We start from the raw sequence: 18041 nt of genomic DNA, 5'->3' as shown, positions 1-18041 counted from the left end.
GCCTCGCAGTCAGTGCGCCCCCGTAGGATGGGCGACATGGCCAAGACCAGTACGACGACCCAGGGGCTGCGAGCGGCGATCGAGCGCAGCGGCTACTACCCGGCCCTCGTGGCCGAGGCGGTGGAGGCCGCTGTGGGCGGCGAGCCCATCCAGTCGTATCTGGTCCACCAGGAGACGACGTTCGATGCGAACGAGGTGCGTCGGCACGTCACGGTGCTCGTCCTCACGGGCAACCGCTTCATCGTGAGCCACACCGACGAGCAGGCGGCGGACAGCACGTCGCCGACGCCGTACGCGACCACGTCCACCGAGTCCGTGAAGCTTGGCCGGATCTCGTCGGTCGTACTCAGCCGGGTCGTCGCGAATCCGGAGAAGTACGTTCCGGGGACGCTGCCCCGCGAGGTCGTCCTCACCATCGGCTGGGGAGCGGTGGCCCGTATCGACCTGGAGCCGGCCGCCTGCGGCGACCCCAACTGCGAGGCGGACCACGGGTACACGGGCAGTTCGACGGCGGACGACCTGAGCCTGCGCGTCAGCGAGGCCGGGGACGGCCCGGACGCCGTGCGGCAGACACTCGCCTTCGCCCAGTCGCTCTCCGAGGCGACCGTGGACGTCGCGCGCTGATGTCCCAGCAAGTCTGGGACCACCCGGAACCACTCGCCCTCGACTCCGCACCCGTACCCGAGTACGGGACCGGTTCGCTCGCCGACCTGCTGCCCACGCTGGCGGCCGGCATGGACGTACCGGATATGACCGCTTCGCTCACAGAACTGAGCCCGGCCGACCGGAACTGCGTCTTCCTGATCGACGGCCTCGGCTGGGAGCAGCTGAAGGCACATCCGGACGAGGCCCCGTTCATGAGTGCCCTGCTGGGCAGCTCGCGCGGCGGCACCGGCCGGCCGATCACCGCGGGTTATCCCGCGACCACCGCGACCTCGCTGGCCTCGGTCGGTACGGGGCTGCCGCCGGGCGCGCACGGTCTGCCCGGCTACACCGCGCGCAATCCGGAGACCGGCGAGCTGATGAACCAGCTCCGCTGGAATCCGTGGACGCAGCCGCGCAAGTGGCAGCCGTACCCCACGGTGTTCCAGCTGGCCGACGCGGCGGGTGTGCACACGGCCCAGGTCTCGTCGCCGACCTTCCAGAACACCCCGCTGACCAAGGTCGCACTCAGCGGCGGAACGTTCCACGGGCGGCTCTCCGGCGAGGAGCGCATGGACCTCGCGGCCGAGCAACTGTCCGCCGGGGACCGCTCGTTGGTCTACACGTACTACGCGGAAGTGGACGGCAAGGGCCACCGCTTCGGCGTCGACTCGGACCCCTGGCGCGGACAGCTCATGTACGTGGACCGCCTGGTCCAGCGCCTGGCCGAGCAACTGCCGCCGCGCACGGCCCTGTACGTCACCGCCGACCACGGCATGATCGACATCCCCTTCGACGAGCAGCACCGCATCGACTTCGACGAGGACTGGGAGCTGCGCGCAGGCGTCGCCCTCCTCGGCGGCGAGGGCCGCGCCCGGCACGTCTACGCGGTCCCGGGCGCCGAGTCGGACGTCCTGACCTGCTGGCGCGAGGTGCTCGGCGAGCAGTTCTGGGTGGCCTCGCGGGACGAGGCGATCGCGGCCGGCTGGTTCGGGCCGCAGATCGACGAGCGGGTGTACGCGCGCATCGGCGACGTGGTCGCGGCCGCCCGCGACGACGTACTGATCATCGCGTCCGAGCGGGAGCCGAAGGAGTCGGCGATGGTCGGCAACCATGGCTCGTTGACACCGGTGGAGCAGCACGTCCCGCTCCTGGAAGTACGTTCCTGACCTCCCTTTTCCCCTTCCCCCTGGTTTGCCGAAAGGTGCTCAACTTCCCATGCCCGAGCTGGTGTTCTTCTCCGGAACCATGGACTGTGGGAAGTCGACTTTGGCGCTTCAGATCGAACACAATCGAACGGCGCGGGGGCTGCAGGGGTTGATCTTCACGCGTGACGATCGTGCCGGTGAGGGCAAGCTCTCGTCACGTCTGGGGCTGGTGACCGATGCGGTGGAGGCGGGGCCGGGACTGGACTTGTACGGGTACGTGGTGGAGCAGTTGTCGCGGGGCGGCAAGGTCGACTACGTGATCGTCGACGAGGCCCAGTTCCTGCTGTCGGAGCAGATAGACCAGCTGGCCCGGATCGTGGACGACCTGAACCTGGACGTCTTCGCCTTCGGTATCACCACTGACTTCCGCACCAAGCTCTTTCCCGGCTCCCGCCGCCTGGTCGAGCTAGCCGACCGTGTGGAGACCCTGCAGGTCGAGGCGATGTGCTGGTGCGGTGCGCGGGCAACTCACAACGCCCGCACCCTGGGCGGGGAGATGGTCGTCGAGGGCGAGCAGGTCGTGGTGGGAGATGTGGCCCGGTCGGCGGCCGAGGTGGGCTACGAGGTGCTGTGCCGACGCCATCACCGCCGACGGATGACGAGTGCCGCGTCGAGGGCGGGGACCCTGTCGCCGGACGTGCTGCCGGTCTCCTCCGCGTGACTCGACCGGATCACCGGATTCTCTTCGATCCGCAACGCGGTGCCGGCGTAGCGGGCCATGGTGTCATTCCTCGCCCGGTGGCTCGGTGGTCGTGACCGGGTGGGGCCCGGCAAGTGTCGAGAGGATGGCGGGCGGCCCCTGGACGGCGGTGCGCTGCATATGGTGCAGCACGCTGCGGATGCCGCCGAGCTCCTCACCGCCGCCCGCCCGGCCGGGGCCGCCGTGCACGGTGTGCGGGAGCGGCAGCCGTGGCCGGTGGACTCCCCGGCGTCGGTGCGGTCGAGGAGCAGCAGGCGACCGTGCCAGGGGGCGGCCCCGAGCACGGCCTCGCGGGCGAAGCCGGGGTCGTGGGTGATGACCGAGCCGACGAGGCTGCCCTCTCCGCGCGCGGCCAGCGCGACCGCGTGGGCGGCGGTCCCGTCGTACGGCAGGAGGGTGCTGACAGGGCCGAACGCCTCGACCTCGTGCGGCTCGGCCCGGTCGGGGTCGTCGCAGCGCAGCAGCAGCGGCGGGAGGAAGGCGCCGCGTTCCGGGTCGCCGTCCAGCACCTCGAACCGGTCGGGGTCGCCGTGGACGATGCGGGCCGCAGCCGTGAGCGCCTTGAGCGCGCGCAGCACCTCCTCCCGTTGCCCGAGTCCTGCCAGCGGGCCCATGGTGACCGCGGGATCGGCGGGGTTTCCGACGCGGACGCCGGCGAGCCCCGCGCACACCGCGTCCTGTACGTCGTCGACAAGGCCGGCGGGCACCAGAGCCCGGCGGATCGCGGTGCACTTCTGCCCGGCCTTGACGGTCATCTCGGTGACCAGGGTCTGCGTGAACAGGTCGAACTCGGGGGTGCCGGGGGTGGCGTCGGGCCCCAGGACCGTGCAGTTCAGGGAGTCGGCTTCGGCGTTGAAGCGGACGGCGCGGCCGGCGACGACCGGGTGGCTGCGTAGGATGCGGGCGGTCGCGGCGGACCCGGTGACGCTGAGCACGTCCTGTCCCGTGAGCGCGTCGAGGATGCCGTCCGGTGGGGCGCAGATCAGCTGGACGGCGCCTTCGGGGAGGATGCCGGACTCGATGATGCGGCGGAACACCAGCTCCGTCAGGTAGGCCGTCTGGCCCGCGGGTTTCACCACGGACGGCAGGCCCGCCAGCAGAGCCGGCGCGAGCTTCTCCAGCATGCCCCACACGGGGAAGTTGAACGCGTTGATCTGCACGGCCGCGCCCTGCCGCGGCACATGGACGTGGCGTATCGCGAAGGTGCCCTGTTTGCCGATCGGTTCCATGTCGCCGTCGGGCAGGACATGCCCGTCGGGCAGCTCTTTGGCGCCCTTGCCGCCGTAGACGAAGAGCACCGCGATGCCGCCGTCGACGTCGAGCACGGAGTCGCGGCGGGTCGCTCCGGTGCGGGTGGACAATGCGTGGAACTCGTCCGTGTGTGCGGCCAGGTGCTTGCCCAACGACTTGATCAGGCCGGCGCGCTGGTGGAAGGTCAGCTCGCGCAGGGCCGGGCCGCCCGCCTCCCGCGCGTGACGCAGCGCGGCCGCGGCGTCGACGGCTCGCTCCGAGAGCCGAGCCACCTCGGCGCCGGTCGCCGCGTCCAGCAGGGGACGCCCCTCGTCGGGTGCTTCGTACCAGTCACCGGCGAGGTAGCTGTGCAGTTTCGCGGCCACGGCGGGCCCACCTTTCGTGCTCTCACGGGCGATGGCTTTCAGCGGTCGATGCGCCGGAGATCACGCAGATAGCGCGCGCCGGCGTCCCGGTAGGTGCGTACGGCGTGCTCCACCCAGGAGGGATCGACCGGTGTCCCGCGCAGCCGTACCGGGACGCCGAGCGCCATGGTCTTGGGCGGGACCTCGAAGTCCTCGGGGACCAGTGCGGCGGCGCCGACCACCGCACCCTCGCGCACGGTGGCCCGGTTCAGGACGATGGAACCGGACCCGATCAGGCAGCGGCGCTCCACGGTGCAGCCCTCCAGGTGGGCGTTGTGGCCGACCACGCACTCGGGTCCGATCACGGTCGGCCACTGCTCGGTCGTGTGCAGCACGGTTCCGTCCTGGATGCTGGTGCGGGCGCCGACCTCGATACGACCGCCGAGGTCTCCGCGCAGGACCGCCCCGGGCCAGACGCTGGCCTCCGCGCCGATCGACACGCACCCGATCACGACGGCATCCGGGTGGACGAAGGCGCTGGGATCGATGTCCGGCTCGTCGGGTCCGAGGGCGTAGACCGGCATGGCTGCCACCTCGCTCGTTCTGGTCGGCGGCCCGCCGACGCGACAGACACTCTACTGATAATTTCCGTAACGACAAGATATTGTGTAAGGAGGAGCGGGCTCCCCTGAGGAGGGACTTGGCTCCGGGCACTCGTGCCGGAGCGCCCTGGATACGCTGATGACGTCGATGTCACGCGACGGCGTGATACATCGGATCGGCCGGCAGCAAGGGAAGTGAAGGACAATGGTGGATCGTGCGTCGCGCGGACCGGGCCGGAGGGAGCGTGCCGACCGGGCCGCAGCGGGGAGCGCACGGCCGGTGGTCAGCCGGCGCCGGGAGGTCGGTGACGTCAGCGCGCGGTCGCTGCTGATGACCATGCTCGGCGAGTACGTACTGCCCAAGGGCACCCCGGTGTGGACCTCCGCGCTGGTGGACGCGCTGGCAATGTTCGGTGTCGAGGAGAAGTCGGCCCGCCAGTCGCTCGCCCGGACCGCGGCAGAGGGCTGGCTGGCCTCCGAGCGGATGGGACGCCGCGTCCGCTGGGCGCTCACCCCGCCGGGGCGGCGGCTGCTGACCGAGGGCGCGCAGCGCATCTACGACTTCGGCAGCGGGGAGCGCCCCTGGGACGGCACTTGGCTGGTGGTGCTGGTCTCGGTGCCGGAGTCCAAGCGGGATCTGCGGCACCGGGTGCGCACCCGGCTCACCTGGGCCGGCTTCGGCTCCCCGGAGCCCGGGGTGTGGATCACGCCCCACGCCGACCGCGAGGCGGAGGCGCTCGGCGTCCTGAAGGAACTCGGGCTCGCCGACGACGCGATGTCCTTCTCCGCGACGTACGGTGCCGTGGGCAGTGAGGCGGCCATGGTGGCCCGCGCCTGGGATCTCAGCGAGGTGGAGGACCGCTACGAGGCGTTCATCGACGAGTTCACCGGCCTGCGCCCCGCCGACGGCGCCGCCGTCCTGCACGCACAGACCATGCTGGTGCACGAGTGGCGCCGCTTCCCCTTCCTCGATCCGCGGCTTCCGTCGAAGCTGCTGCCCCCGGGCTGGAGCGGGGCCAGGGCGGCCGACCTCTTCCACAGCAGGCACGCCGAGTGGAATCCGGTGGCGCTGCGGCGCTGGGAGGAGCTGGCCGAGGGGCACGGCGAGAGGTGAGATCGCGGGGCGCACCGTACCGAACCGCCGAGCTTACCGGGGTGGTGCGGTACGGGTCATGGCGCCCGGCCCCGTCGGCCGGCCGACGGGGCGGTGTCGATGACACCTGTCTGCTGACCCATCGTCATGTCCTTACACTCCGAGGCCCGGGAAGACCTTGGCCGCGTTGCCGGACAGCACGGCACGCACGGTGTCCGCCGGCAGGCCCAGCGCACGCAGTGCGGCGATGTTGCGGGAGGCGCCGGGCACTCCCGGCCAGTCGGTGCCGAAGATGCACCGGGTGGCCAGCCTCGCCAGGCCGAACCGGGCGTAGTACTCGGGCAGTTTGCGCGGGGGCAGTCCGGCGAGGTCCAGCCAGACGTTGGGCCTGGCCAGGGCGAGGAACGCCGCGGTGTCGTACCACCAGCCCCGCCCGCCGTGGGCGAAGACGAACTGCACGTCCGGGAAGTCCTCCACGGCGTCGAGCAGGAGCTGCGGATCACCGTACCGGGCACGGGCACCCGGGAAACTGGAGGTGCCCGAGTGCACGACGACCGGGACGCCGCGCTCGGCGCAGAGCGCGTACAGCGGGTAGAACTCCTTGTCGGCCGGGTCGAATCCGCCGTGCACGGGGTGCAGTTTGAGCGCGACCGCGCCCAGGTCCAGCTGGCGTTCGGCCTCTGCCACCAGCGGGTGGTGCAGGTGCGGATTGACGTTCGCCACCAGGCGGAAGCGGACCGGGTTGTACGCGACGATCGGCAGCAGGTCCTCGATCGGCTGGATCCCGGTGGCCCGTGGGCTGTACTCGCAGAACAACAGCGCACGGTCCACGCCCTCGGACTCCAGCAGGGCGTCCAGCAGTTCGGGAACGGGGTCGCCCCGCTCGTCGTAGGTGTCGCGCCACGGGTGGTCGCCGGAGAACGTGTCCGCCCACTCGAACCAGGCCGGTTTGAGTGTGGACAGCCTTGGGGCGTGGACGTGCGCGTCGACCACGGTCTCGCCGTCGATCACGGCGCCTCCCTCACAGAGTGCTCAGCCGCGCGGGTCGTACCCGGCGACGAGTTCGGTGTCCGCGCCGACCGGGCCGTGGCCGGCGGCGCCGCCCGGCAGGCCGATCGGCTCGTCGCGGCCCGGCAGGGACTCGGTGAAGAACCGCTTGTTGTCGGCGACGAAGTCCTTCAGCTCCGGCGGCACCCGGCGGTCCTGGGAGATCGCCTGGACCGGGCACACGGGCTCACAGTTGCCACAATCGATGCATTCCATCGGGTTGATGTAGAGCTTGCGGTCGCCTTCGTAGATGCAGTCGACGGGGCACTCCTCCATACAGGAGCGGTCCATGATGTCGATGCACGGCTCGGCTATGACGTAGGGCATGGGCTATCGGTCCTCTTCGGTGCTACGCGGCGGCGGGGGCCGCAGTGGAGACGTCGGTGGAGTGGCCGGGGAACACCGGCTGCTCGGGGTCGATGTGGTGCGCGGCGTTGTTGACGGCGGTCGCCGCCTCCCCGAAGCCGACCGCGATCAGCCGCACCTTGCCGGGGTAGTCGTTGATGTCCCCGGCCGCGTAGACCCCCGGGAGAGAGGTCCGCATGGCCGAATCGACCGGGATGTGGCGCCGGTGGGCAATGTCGATGCCCCAGCCGAGCAGCGGGCCGAGGTTGGCGGTGAAGCCGAGGGCGGCGATGATCCCCCGGCAGGGCAGGCGGTGCGTCTGCCCGTCGCGCCGGGTGATCTCCACGGCCTCGATGCCCCCGCCGTCGACGATGACCTTCGACAGCTCGGCTTCGGTGAGGATCTCCACGCCCGCGGCCCGTACGGCGGCCACGGTGGCCGGGTGTGCGCGGAAGGTGTCGCGGCGGTGGACCAGGGTCACGGAGGCGGCCAACGGGTGCAGGGTGTTGGCCCAGTCGAAGGCGCTGTCACCGCCCCCGACGATCACCACGTCCCGGCCCGCGTAGTCGTCCGGCCTGCGTACGAAGTACGCGAGCCCGGCGCCCTCGTACGCGGCGGCGGCCGGCAGCGGGCGGGGCGTGAAGGTGCCGATGCCGCCGGTGATGAGCACGGCCCTGGCCCGCACGCGCGCCCCTTGGTGCGTAGTCACGGTGAAGGTGTCCGGCCCGCCGCCGGCCCCGGGGAGCCGCTCCATCGTCTCGGCCCGGTGGCCGAGCAGATGGCACGGCTCGTACGGTGCGGCCTGCTCCAGGAGCCGCTCCACGAGCTCGCGTCCGCGTACCGCCGGGAATCCGGCGATGTCGAAGATCTGCTTCTCCGGGTACATGGCGTTGATCTGGCCACCGGGCTCGGGCAGCGAGTCCAGCACGGTCACCGACAGACCGCGGAAACCGGCGTAGTAGGCGGCGAACAGGCCGGTGGGGCCGGCTCCCACGATGAGCAGATCCGTGCTGTGATCCGCGGGGCACGGGGACATGGGGGACATGCACGTCCTCCTTGATGCAGAAGAAGAGAGTGACTTGCCGAGTGGCAACGTCAGCCCGATGTCGTCGGCGACGAGGGCGCCTCCGCCCAGGAACCGTCGCGGACCATGGCGCGCAGCACATTGCGGCGGATCTTGCCGGTGGGCGTACGGGGCAACTCGGGCAGCCCGATCACCCCGCGCGGGCGTTTGAAGGCGGCCAGGCCCTCCCGGCACCAGGCGACGAGGGCGTCCGGATCGACCTCACGCCCGGGCCTGGGCACCACGCAGGCGACCGGTTTGTCCAGGCCGTCCGCGTCCGGAACGCCGACCACGGCGACCTCGGCCACGTCCGGATGGGAGAGGAGGCGCTCCTCCACCTCGGCGGGCGCGACCCAGATGCCGCCCGCCTTGAGCAGGTCGTTGGTGCGGCCCATGCACGTGTAGGTGCCGTCGGCGTTGCGGATGTACGTGTCGCCGGTGCGCACCCAGTCGCCGAGGAAGACCTGACGGGTGGTCTCGGCCCGGCACCAGTAGCCGATGGCCGCGGACTCACCGCGCACGTAGAGCTCGCCCGGTGTCCCGTCGCCCTCCACCACGTGGCCCTCGACGTCGCGCAGCTCCACCTTGTACCCGGGAACGGGTTCGCCGGAGGAGCCCGGATGGACCCGGCCCGAACGGTTGGAGATGAAGATGTGCAGCATCTCGGTGGACCCGATGCCGTCGAGCACCTCCACACCGAACTGTTCCAGCATCCCCTCGTACATCCGCGCGGGCAGCGCTTCTCCGGCCGAGACCCCGATCCGTACCGTCGCGAAGGCGTCGTCCGGGATGTCGGCGCTCGCGAGCAGCGGCCCGAAGAAACTGGGGGTGCCGAACAGGACCGTGGCCCGGTCGCCGGCCGCCCGCTTCGCGAACAGCGCGGGAGACGGCCTGGAAGGTTCCAGCAGTGCCGTCCCGCCCGCCGCCAGCGGGAAGAACAGCGAGTTGCCGATGCCGTACGCGAAGAAGAGCTTCGCGACCGACAGGCAGCGGTCCTCCGGGCCGATGCCCAGCACCCACTGCCCGTAGTTCTCCGATACGAACCTGATGTCGACGTGGCGGTGCATGGCCGCCTTGGGCGTGCCCGTGGTGCCCGACGTGTACAGCCACAGGGCGGGCGAGTCCGGCCAGGTCGGATACGGCCCGTCGTCCGTACCGGTGCCGGCGTCCAGCAGCTGCTGCCAGGTGTGGCCCTGGACGTGGCCGGGCAGTCCTGTGCTGTCTTCTCCGGTCAGGACGGCGTGCTCGACCTCCGGCGCCTGCTGGAGCGCCGCGCGGACGACCGGCGCGAACTCGGCGGAGCCCAGCACCACCCGGCAGCGCGCGTCGGCCACCAGCTTGCCCAGCTCCGGACCGGTGAGCATGGTCGACGCGGGGACGGCCACGGCGCCGATGTGGAAGGCGGCGAGGATGCCGGTGAAGAGCTCGATGTCGTCCACCATGCACAGCAGGACGCGCTCCTCCGGACGTACGCCGAGGGCCCGCAGCCCGGCGGCCACCTGGCGGACCTCCGCCGACAGCTGCTCGTAGGTCAGCGTGCGTGTGGGAGTGACGAGCGCCGTGCGGGCGCCGTTGCCCTCCCGCACGTGCCGGTCGACCAGGTAGTCCGCCGTGTTGAACGCCTCAGGCATCCGGCTCACCTCACACCAGTCGGACGTACTCGTAGTCGAACGGTTTGCCGTTGATGCCGTTGACCGGCGGCGCGACCCAGCTCGCGATCCTGCCGCGTTCGTACACAGGCTGCATCAGCGACCGTACGAACGCCAGGTCCTCGGCGGTGGGCAGCCAGTGGCGGCGGCTCGCCTCCCAGGTCTGCTCGTCGACGATCGTGCCGTCGGGGGTGACGTGGTGGCCGGCGGCGAGGCCGACGTTCCGGTTGAAGCCAGGGTGCGGCAGCTTCAGCCGGAAGCCGATCCCGTGCTCCTCGAGGATCCGGTTCCAGCGCTTGAGGCCGTTCTCGCAGTCGGAGATGTACTCGTCGCGCAGGTCAAGGTTGAGGGCGAGCAGCGCGGGGACCTCGTCCTGCGACCAGGTGCCGTCCGCCTGCGGTTTGTCCAGGAAGGAGCTGTGGTCGGTGAGCTTGTGGTCGTCCTTGCGGCGCTCCTCCTGCCAGCGGCCCTTGAGCCCGGCGGTGTAGTAGTTCGCCGCGTTGGTGGAGGTCTCGCTGCCGAAGAGGTCCAGGGAGACCGTGTAGTGGAAGTTGATGTACTTCTGGATGATGTCCAGGGGGATGCCGCCGCAGGCGGCGATGTCCAACGTGTCGTGCTCGCGGACCAGTTGGGCGCTGCGGGTCACCACGCGGTCGACGCCGGTGGTGCCGACCATCATGTGGTGGGCCTCCTCCTTCAGCATGAAGGTGCAGGTCCGCGACAGCGGGTCGAAGGCGCTCTCCTTGAGCGAGCCGAGTTGGTACTTGCCGTCCCGGTCGGTGAAGTACGTGAACATGAAGAAGGCCAGCCAGTCGGCGGTCTCCTCGTTGAACGCGCCCAGGATGCGCGGCGAGTCGGGGCTGCCGGAGTTGCGGTGGAGCAGCGCCTCGGCCTCCTCGCGGCCCTCCCGGCCGAAGTAGGCGTGCAGCAGGTAGACCATCGCCCACAGGTGCCGGCCCTCCTCCACATTGACCTGGAAGAGATTGCGCAGGTCGTACAGGCTCGGGGCGGTCAGGCCGAGGAGGCGCTGCTGCTCGACGGAGGCCGGCTCGGTGTCGCCCTGGACGACGATCAGCCGCTGCAGGTCGGCGCGGTACTCGCCCGGCACTTGCTGCCAGACCGGCTGCCCCTTGTGCTCGCCGAAGGCGACGCGGCGGTCGGGGTCGCGCTCGGCGAGGAAGATGCCCCAGCGGTAGTCCGGCACGTTGACATGGTCGAAATGGGCCCAGCCGTCGCGGCCGACCGACACGGCGGTGCGCAGGTAGACGCCTCGGTTCTCCAGCTCCGGGCCCATTTCGCCCCACCAGTTGAGGAACTTGGGCTGCCAGCCCTCCAGCGCCCGCTGCAGACGGCGGTCGTCGGCGAGAGCGACGTTGTTGGGGATCTTGGAGTCGTAGTCGATCTTCGTGGGCATCGGGTCACACTCGCTTCCGGTCGTAGACCGCTTTCTGGCCGGTGCCGTAGCGGCGCAGCGCGCCCTCGGGGCCGGCGGCGTTGGGGCGTATGAAGATCCAGTTCTGCCAGGCGGTGAGCCGTCCGAAGATCTTGGTCTCGATGGTCTCGGGGCCGACGAACCGGTGGTTGGCCTCCATGCCGGTCAGCGCGTCCGGGCTCAGCGCCGCCCGGCTCTCCAGGACGATGCGGACCTCGTCCTCCCAGTCGATGTCGTCGGGCGCGTCGGTGACGAGGCCGAGCTCGCGGACCTGGGCGGCGCTCAGGGGTTGCCCGGCCTCGCGGCGCAGCCACTCGACGTGGGCGTCGTCCTGGTAGAAGCGGGACTGGAGGCGGGACAGGCCATTGCCCATGGGGAAGGTGCCGAAGTTCGCCTCGGAGAGGGTGAGCTGGGCACGCTCGTCGCTGTCCGGGTCCTCGATGGGCGGGCCGTCCAGCATGTACTGCAGGTCGCAGGCCAGGGCCAGCTCCAGCAGCAGCCCGGCGAAGCAACTGCCCGGCTCGATCAGCGCGATCAGGCTGCGGCTGGTGACATCGAGCCGCTTCAGGGTGCGCTTGTAGTAGTGCACGATCTCGTTGCTGAGCCAGTCGCCCTCGGCGGCGGCACCCAACACCGCCTGCTCATGGGCCAGTACGAGCGCGGAATCGCCCTCCGTGCGGAGCACCCAGGTGCCCAGCTCGGTCTCGTTCGCCCGCAGCCGCAGGATCAGGTCGTCGAGCTCGCGGGTGACGGCCAGCAGCCACCCGCCGGCACCCTCGTCGTGGATCGCGGCGGCGTCGGCGGGGGCGCCCTCGACGGGGCCCCGTACGGTGATGCGGACCAGGCCGAGCGGACGGTCGTACTCGGCGCGCACGTACTGGTACGTGATGCCGTCCTCGGTGACGTCCCGCTCCAGCGGTGTCAGTTCAACACCCTCGGCGTCCGTCGGCCGGGTGCTGTTCTCGGCCGCTTCCACGGCGCGCTGTTCGACGACCGTACGGAAGTCCCGGCGCGGGACGACCTCGTCGACCAGCCGCCAGTCCACCGCCGTCTTGCCCCGTACGCCGTCGCTGCGGGTGGCGAAGAGATCAGCCAGATCCTTGCGTACGCGGCGCTTGTCGGTGACCCGGGTCAGGCCACCGGTGCCCGGCAGCACGCCGAGCAGCGGGACTTCGGGCAGGGCCACCGACGAGGAGTTGTCGTCGATCAGAAGGATCTTGTCGCAGGCCAGCGCCAGCTCGTAACCGCCGCCCGCGCAGGAGCCGTTGACCGCGGCGATGAAGGTCAGCCCGGAGTGCTCCGAGGCGTCCTCCATGCTGTTGCGGGTCTCGTTGGTGAACTTGCAGAAGTTCACCTTCCAGTGGTGCGGGGAAGCCGCCAGCATCCGGATGTTCGCCCCGGCGCAGAAGACCTTCTCCTTCGCGCTGGTCACCACCACCGACCGCACCTCGGGGTGCTCGAACCGCAGCCGCTGGAGGGCGTCGTACAGCTCGATGTCCACGCCCAGGTCGTAGGAGTTGAGCTTCAGCTCGTAGCCCGGGACCAGGCCGCCCTGCTCGTCGACGTCCATCTCCAGCCAGGCGACCGGCCCGTCGGTCCGCAGCTTCCAGTGCCGGTACGCGTCCGGGCTCCGGTCGAAGGTCACCACCACCGTGCCTGTGGACTCCGGCGCTCCGTTCGCGGCATCGACCACGTCCGGCTTGCTTGCCACCACCATGACGAGCGCCTCCTCGCGCTAGCGCAGGTACCGATAGGGGAATCTTCTACAGAAGTACCGCAGTGCGTCAAGGTTCTGTAGAACATAGGTCTTGACGGGTTCCCCGTTCCGGCCCGGCAGGGTCAGCCCACGCCGAGGAGGCTGTGGGCCCGGGCCCGGTCCTGGCGGAAGTCGGCGGTCGAACTCCGGTGCACGATGCGTCCCTTCTGCATCACCGCCACCTCGTCGGCGAGACGGAAGGCCAGGTGCAGGTCCTGCTCCACCAGCACCGCCGCGATGCCCTCGCCGCGCAGTCCCTCCAGCAACTCGGCGATCAGGTCGATGACCGCCGGCGCGAGGCCGTCCGACGGCTCGTCCAGGAGCAGCAGCCGCGGGTTCCTCAGCAGCGCCCGGCCGATGGCCAGCATCTGCTGCTCTCCGCCGGAGAGTTGATCGCCCCGGTTGGCGCGCCGCTCGGCGAGGCGGGGCATCAGCTCGTAGACGCGCTCCGGGGTCCAGGGGCCACCTCCGCCCCTGGGCGCCTTGGACGCTCGGGCCGCGATGCGAAGGTTCTCCTCGACCGTGAGGGGCGCGAACACGCGGCGGCCCTGAGGCACGATCGCGACACCGCTGCGGGCAACGGTGTGCGCGGCCGCTCCGGCGAGTTCGCGTCCGCCCACGCGGACGCTGCCGGAGTACGGCTTGAGCATGCCCATCACCGTGTGGACGAACGTGGACTTGCCGACGCCGTTGCGGCCGAGCAGCGCCACCACGGCACCGGCGGGGACGGTGAAGTCGACGCCGTCGAGCACGGTGGTACCCGCGTATCCCGCGCGCAGGTCACGCACGCTGAGCAGGTCGGTGCCGGTCGTCCCGGCCGCCGCCGTCAGCCCTGTCGTTTCGGTCATCGCGGTCCTCCGGAATCGGCGAACAGGTCCTCGGCCCTGGCGGAACCGAGATACGCCCGCTGCACGGCCTCGTCGGCCCGGATCGCCTCAGGCGGTCCGGAGGCGAGAACCTTGCCCAGGTGCAGCACGGTGACCCGGTCGGCCAGGCGGAACACCACATCCAGGTCGTGCTCGACGATGAGGACGGTCAGCTGCTCGGGGAGGCGTTCCATCAGGGCCACGAACCGTTCGGTCTCGGCGGCGGACATGCCCGCGGTGGGCTCGTCGAACATCACCAGAGCGGGTTCCGTGGCGAGCACCATCGCGACTTCGAGTTGCCGCCGCTCACCGTGGGACAGGGCGGCCACCTTGTCCCGGGCACGCCCGGACAGCCCGGCCGAGTCCAAGTGACGGCGCGCCTCAGCCTCGGTGTGCCTGAAGCGCCGCGCCGCCCGGTCGAACCGATGCGCCACACGGTGGACGCGCTGAACGGCGAGCGCGACGTTGTCCAGTACGGAGCAGTCGAGGAAAAGGCTGGAGTGCTGGTACGTACGCACCATGCCGCGCCGGGCCCGGTCCGCTTCCGGCAGTGATGTGACGTCCTGCCCGGAGAGGAGGACGTGCCCGCCCGAAGCTCGCAGCGTCCCGGCCACGGTCGCGAACAGCGTTGACTTTCCTGCCCCGTTGGGCCCGATCAGCGCGTGCCGCTCGCCGCGGGCGATCGCCAGGTCCACATCATCGACGGCGGTGAGCGAGCCGTACGAGCGGGTGAGCCCCCGCAGTTCCAGAAGAGGGGTCACGAGGGGTTCGGTCACGAGGCGTTCTCCTTCCGGCGGCGCGCACTGGTGAGGTTCCGCAGGCGGGCACGAGTACCGGTGAGGCCCGCCAAGCCGCGCGGCATCAGGAAGACGACGGCGATGAACACCGCGCCCAGCACCAGCGGGCCATGCCCGCCGATCGACGCGGAGAGGCTGTCGCGTACGAACAGCACGAGCGCCGCACCCAGACAGGGTCCCCACAGACTGCCCGCACCCCCGATGACCACGCTGAGCAGTGCCAGCGCCGCCACTTCGAACCCCATGTCACCGGGCGAGACGAACCGGGCCTGCTGCGCCCACAGGGCACCGCCGACTCCCGCGACGGCCCCCGCCAGGCAGAAGACGCCGTACCGGGCGAGCGCCGGGCGGTAGCCGAGCGCCCGCATCCGGGCCTCGTTGTCGCGGATGCCCCGCAGCGTCCGGCCGTAGGGGGAACTGACGACCAGCGCGACCGCCGCGAACACCAGGGCCGCCACGGCGAGCACCCACCAGTACACGAACCCCGCGGCGAGCAGCGACGGTCCGCCGAACAGGCTGATCGGGGGCATCCCGGCCAGCCCGTTGCTGCCGCCCACGGCCGACCAGGTGTCGGCCACCTGGTGCACCGACTCGCCGATCGCGAGCGTCAGCATGAGGAACACGATGCCGCGGGCGCGCACGGCCACCCATCCGGTGACCGCGGCCGCCACCAGGCCCATGACCAGACCCGCCAGCGCCTGCACCATCGCGTCCGGCGTGATGTGGACCCCGACCAGCACCGCCGTGTAGGCGCCGACACCGAAGTACGCCGCCTGTCCCAGCGAGGGCAGCCCCGTGACCCCGGTCAGCAGGTCGACGCCGATCACCAGCACCGCGAACGCCAGCATCCGGGTCATGGCCGACACCGGATAGGGACTGAGCACCAGCGGGGCCGCCGCCAGCAGTGCGACGACCGCGACGGCGACCACGGCCCGGCGGCGCCCGGGGAGGTAAGCGCCGGGTCCGCTCCGCAGCGGTTCGAGAACGGACGTCGTCGTGTCCTGCGGCGCGCCCGTGTCACCGCGCATCGCCTCCGCCTCCGCCTTCATGCGTGCACCCCCGTCCGCGCCGGGAGCAGACCCGCCGGCCGCAGCAGCAGGACCAGGGCCATCGCCCCGAAGACGAGGAACGACGCGTACTCCGGCAGCAGCGCGGTACCGAGCGCCTGCACCTGCCCGATCAGTACGGCGCCGAGCAGCGCGCCGCGGACCGAGCCGAGACCGCCGATCACCACCACGACCAGCGCGAGCAGCAGCACCTTCTCGTCCAGGCCGGGCTGGGCCCCCAGGATCGGACCGGCCAGGACTCCGCCGACAGCGGCCAGAGCCGCGCCCGCGGCGAAGACCCCGACCAGCACCCGGCCGGTGTTGATACCCAGCGCCGCCACCATCGCCCGGTCGGCGACGGTGGCGCGGATGACCGAGCCCAGCGGGCTGCGCTCCACCAGGACGTACACGGCCACCGCCAGTACGACGCCGAACCCGATGACGAGCAGCCGGTAGACCGGGTACGTCTCGCCGAGCACCGTGACACCGCCGCCGACCGGCTCGGGGGCGGCGATGGAGTGCACGTCGTTGCCGAAGGCCAGCGACAGCGCTTCGGCGACCACGAGGGCCACACCGAGCGTGAGCAAGGCCTGATCGAGGTGGTGGGTGGTGGCGCGCGTCAAGGCGGCCAGCAGTGCCCCGAGGACGGCTCCGGCCGCGGCGGCCGCCAGGACCGCCAGGACGAAGGCGGCCACGCCCGCGCCGTCCGAAACGAGCGCCACCGCCACATAGGCGCCGACCAGATAGACCGCGCCGTGGGCGAGGTTCAGCACGTCCATCATGCCGAACACCAGGGACAGTCCCAGCGCGATGGCGAAGAGCAGGGAGCCCATCGCCAGCCCGTTGAGGACGCTCACCAGATGGGTTGCCATGCCGTACCCGCTCAGTCCAGCTCGCCGACGACCGAGTTGACGGCCGTCCCGCCACTGGACTTGACCTCACGCAGGTAGAACTGCTGCTCCGCGTTCTGGTCGGAGTCGAACTTCCAGGCGCCCCGGGGACTGTCGATGGAACCGACCTTGGCCAGTGCCTTCACCAGGGCGTCACCGCTGTCGCCGCTCGCCTCGGCCAGCGCCTTGTCGAGGACGGCGGCGGTGTCGTAGCCCTGCACGGCGTAGACCGTCGGCGGCTTCTTCGCCGCGTTCTGGTAGGCGTCCACGAACTTCTTGTTGCTCGCGCTGTCCAGTTCGGTCGAGTAGTGCAGGGACGTCTTCACGCCGACCGCGGCCGTGCCCTGCGCGGCGAGCGCCCCGCCCTCGGTGAGGAAGCCGGTGCCGTACAGCGATGTCTTCCCGGAGAGTCCGAACTGCTTGTACTGCTTGACGAAGTTGACCGCCTCGGCACCCGCGTAGAAGGCGAAGACGGCGTCGGCGCCTGACTTGCGGATCGCCGAGAGGTAGGGCTGGAAGTCCTGCGTCTTGCCGAAGGGGGTGTACTTCTCGCCCGCGACCTTGCCGCCGGCCGCCTCGAAGGTCTTGCGGAACCCCGCGACCATCTCCTTGCCCGCGGCGTAGTCGGCGGCGATGAGGTAGACCTTGCCCTTGACCTCCTCGGCGACGGCCGGTCCCAGGGCGGCGGACACGTCACCGTTGCTGAAACTCGTCCGCCACACGTACTGCGACTTGCGGGCTCCGGTGATGTCGTCGGCTCCGGCGTTGGCGATCAGCAGCGGTTTCTTGGACTCGTCGAAGAAGTCGCGCAGTCCCAGTGCCGTGGCCGAGTTGACCACCCCGGCGACCGCACTGACCTGGTCCTGGGTGACAAGTTTCTGGGCGGCGGGTACGCCGGTCTGCGGGCCCTCGCCCTCGTCGGCTGTCTTGAGGTCTACTTCCCGACCGCCGAGCTTGCCGTCATGCTGGTCGAGGTAGAGCTGGAAGCCGGCGCGCAGGTCCTCGCCGATCGGCGCGTAGACCCCGGACAGGGGCACCAGGAGCCCGATCTTGACGGCGCCGCCGGATTTGCCCCCTTCGGCTTTGCTCCCGCTGGACTCGTCGAGGCTCGACCCGCAGCCCGTCAGCAACATGGCTCCCACGGCAAGTCCGGCGATCGTTCTGGTCGGAGAGAAGACAGAGACAACACCCATGACAGCTCCTGAGGTGGGCCGGGGTGAGAAGGATGCCGCCAGAATCTACAACTCTCCGTCGTAACGTCAATAGTCTGTAATAGATGGGTCGGGCATCGGATCTGAGTCCGGCTTCAG

The 18041-nt window shown here is 70.7% G+C and carries 17 protein-coding genes; 4 read left to right on the top strand and 13 right to left on the bottom strand.

Annotated elements, in window-relative coordinates:
* Positions 1-36: 36 nt before the first annotated feature.
* The 3 genes from GAS53_RS12335 to GAS53_RS12325 are packed head-to-tail and all read left to right on the top strand — an operon-like array spanning position 37 to position 2511.
* Positions 37-624 (top strand): DUF5998 family protein, encoded by a 588-nt coding sequence (locus GAS53_RS12335; protein WP_151477557.1) that lies wholly within the window; start codon positions 37-39, stop codon positions 622-624.
* The gene (locus GAS53_RS12330; protein WP_151477556.1) at positions 624-1811 is read left to right on the top strand and encodes an alkaline phosphatase family protein; all 1188 of its coding nucleotides are present in this window, start codon (positions 624-626) and stop codon (positions 1809-1811) included. The genes GAS53_RS12335 and GAS53_RS12330 overlap by 1 nt, the downstream gene beginning before the upstream one ends.
* A 49-nt stretch (positions 1812-1860) precedes the next feature.
* The gene (locus GAS53_RS12325) at positions 1861-2511 is read left to right on the top strand and encodes a thymidine kinase (protein WP_151477555.1); all 651 of its coding nucleotides are present in this window, start codon (positions 1861-1863) and stop codon (positions 2509-2511) included.
* Here GAS53_RS12325 and paaZ read toward each other — a convergent pair.
* Entirely contained in the window at positions 2433-4166 is a 1734-nt protein-coding gene (gene paaZ / locus GAS53_RS12320) for a phenylacetic acid degradation bifunctional protein PaaZ (RefSeq protein ID WP_225858883.1), read from the bottom strand. The genes GAS53_RS12325 and paaZ overlap by 79 nt on opposite strands.
* A 38-nt stretch (positions 4167-4204) precedes the next feature.
* Complete coding sequence (locus tag GAS53_RS12315; protein ID WP_151477554.1) at positions 4205-4729, bottom strand: gamma carbonic anhydrase family protein; 525 nt, start codon at positions 4727-4729, stop codon at positions 4205-4207.
* Between the two features lie 298 nt (positions 4730-5027).
* Between GAS53_RS12315 and GAS53_RS12310 the strand changes: the two genes are divergently transcribed.
* Positions 5028-5861 (top strand): PaaX family transcriptional regulator, encoded by an 834-nt coding sequence (locus GAS53_RS12310; RefSeq protein WP_225858882.1) that lies wholly within the window; start codon positions 5028-5030, stop codon positions 5859-5861.
* Between the two features lie 132 nt (positions 5862-5993).
* Here GAS53_RS12310 and GAS53_RS12305 read toward each other — a convergent pair whose 3' ends face one another.
* From GAS53_RS12305 to GAS53_RS12255, 11 genes are all read right to left on the bottom strand, one after another.
* On the bottom strand, positions 5994-6851 hold the full coding sequence (locus GAS53_RS12305; RefSeq protein ID WP_151477552.1) for an amidohydrolase family protein: 858 nt from the start codon (positions 6849-6851) through the stop codon (positions 5994-5996).
* 21 nt (positions 6852-6872) lie between these two features.
* Positions 6873-7214: a ferredoxin gene (fdxA, locus tag GAS53_RS12300; protein ID WP_151477551.1), complete on the bottom strand. Its 342-nt coding sequence runs from the start codon at positions 7212-7214 to the stop codon at positions 6873-6875.
* Between the two features lie 22 nt (positions 7215-7236).
* Positions 7237-8277, bottom strand: a complete 1041-nt coding sequence (locus tag GAS53_RS12295) for an NAD(P)/FAD-dependent oxidoreductase (protein WP_225858881.1) — start codon at positions 8275-8277, stop codon at positions 7237-7239.
* A 50-nt stretch (positions 8278-8327) separates the two neighbouring features.
* Positions 8328-9926, bottom strand: coding sequence for a benzoate-CoA ligase family protein (locus GAS53_RS12290; RefSeq protein ID WP_151477550.1), 1599 nt, complete (start codon positions 9924-9926; stop codon positions 8328-8330).
* A gap of 10 nt (positions 9927-9936) precedes the next feature.
* Positions 9937-11358, bottom strand: a complete 1422-nt coding sequence (gene boxB / locus GAS53_RS12285) for a benzoyl-CoA 2,3-epoxidase subunit BoxB (protein WP_151477549.1) — start codon at positions 11356-11358, stop codon at positions 9937-9939.
* 4 nt (positions 11359-11362) lie between these two features.
* A complete protein-coding gene (boxC, locus tag GAS53_RS12280; RefSeq protein WP_151477548.1) occupies positions 11363-13093 on the bottom strand; it encodes a 2,3-epoxybenzoyl-CoA dihydrolase in 1731 nt (576 codons plus the stop codon).
* Between the two features lie 122 nt (positions 13094-13215).
* Positions 13216-13929 (bottom strand): ABC transporter ATP-binding protein, encoded by a 714-nt coding sequence (locus tag GAS53_RS12275; protein WP_151477651.1) that lies wholly within the window; start codon positions 13927-13929, stop codon positions 13216-13218.
* Positions 13930-13976: 47 nt separating this feature from the next.
* The gene (locus GAS53_RS12270; protein WP_225858879.1) at positions 13977-14774 is read right to left on the bottom strand and encodes an ABC transporter ATP-binding protein; all 798 of its coding nucleotides are present in this window, start codon (positions 14772-14774) and stop codon (positions 13977-13979) included.
* Complete coding sequence (locus tag GAS53_RS12265) at positions 14771-15844, bottom strand: branched-chain amino acid ABC transporter permease (RefSeq protein WP_151477547.1); 1074 nt, start codon at positions 15842-15844, stop codon at positions 14771-14773. The genes GAS53_RS12270 and GAS53_RS12265 overlap by 4 nt, the downstream gene beginning before the upstream one ends.
* On the bottom strand, positions 15841-16713 hold the full coding sequence (locus GAS53_RS12260; protein ID WP_151477546.1) for a branched-chain amino acid ABC transporter permease: 873 nt from the start codon (positions 16711-16713) through the stop codon (positions 15841-15843). The genes GAS53_RS12265 and GAS53_RS12260 overlap by 4 nt, the downstream gene beginning before the upstream one ends.
* A gap of 11 nt (positions 16714-16724) precedes the next feature.
* Positions 16725-17924 (bottom strand): ABC transporter substrate-binding protein, encoded by a 1200-nt coding sequence (locus tag GAS53_RS12255; RefSeq protein ID WP_151477545.1) that lies wholly within the window; start codon positions 17922-17924, stop codon positions 16725-16727.
* Positions 17925-18041: the final 117 nt, after the last annotated feature.

The sequence above is a fragment of the Streptomyces albicerus genome (assembly GCF_008905045.1).
Classification (GTDB): domain Bacteria; phylum Actinomycetota; class Actinomycetes; order Streptomycetales; family Streptomycetaceae; genus Streptomyces; species Streptomyces albicerus.
Note: the sequence above shows the minus strand (reverse complement) of the source record. Positions and strands in the feature narration are given on the sequence as shown.

Coding starts and splice junctions, on each gene's coding strand:
- GAS53_RS12335 (WP_151477557.1), top strand. CDS start 37: ATGGCCAAGACCAGTACGACGACCCAGGGGCTGCGAGCGGCGATCGAG.
- fdxA (WP_151477551.1), bottom strand. CDS start 7,214: ATGCCCTACGTCATAGCCGAGCCGTGCATCGACATCATGGACCGCTCC.
- GAS53_RS12325 (WP_151477555.1), top strand. CDS start 1,861: ATGCCCGAGCTGGTGTTCTTCTCCGGAACCATGGACTGTGGGAAGTCG.
- GAS53_RS12290 (WP_151477550.1), bottom strand. CDS start 9,926: ATGCCTGAGGCGTTCAACACGGCGGACTACCTGGTCGACCGGCACGTG.
- boxC (WP_151477548.1), bottom strand. CDS start 13,093: ATGGTGGTGGCAAGCAAGCCGGACGTGGTCGATGCCGCGAACGGAGCG.
- GAS53_RS12315 (WP_151477554.1), bottom strand. CDS start 4,729: ATGCCGGTCTACGCCCTCGGACCCGACGAGCCGGACATCGATCCCAGC.
- boxB (WP_151477549.1), bottom strand. CDS start 11,358: ATGCCCACGAAGATCGACTACGACTCCAAGATCCCCAACAACGTCGCT.
- GAS53_RS12255 (WP_151477545.1), bottom strand. CDS start 17,924: ATGGGTGTTGTCTCTGTCTTCTCTCCGACCAGAACGATCGCCGGACTT.
- GAS53_RS12330 (WP_151477556.1), top strand. CDS start 624: ATGTCCCAGCAAGTCTGGGACCACCCGGAACCACTCGCCCTCGACTCC.
- GAS53_RS12260 (WP_151477546.1), bottom strand. CDS start 16,713: ATGGCAACCCATCTGGTGAGCGTCCTCAACGGGCTGGCGATGGGCTCC.
- GAS53_RS12295 (WP_225858881.1), bottom strand. CDS start 8,277: ATGTCCCCCATGTCCCCGTGCCCCGCGGATCACAGCACGGATCTGCTC.
- GAS53_RS12265 (WP_151477547.1), bottom strand. CDS start 15,844: ATGAAGGCGGAGGCGGAGGCGATGCGCGGTGACACGGGCGCGCCGCAG.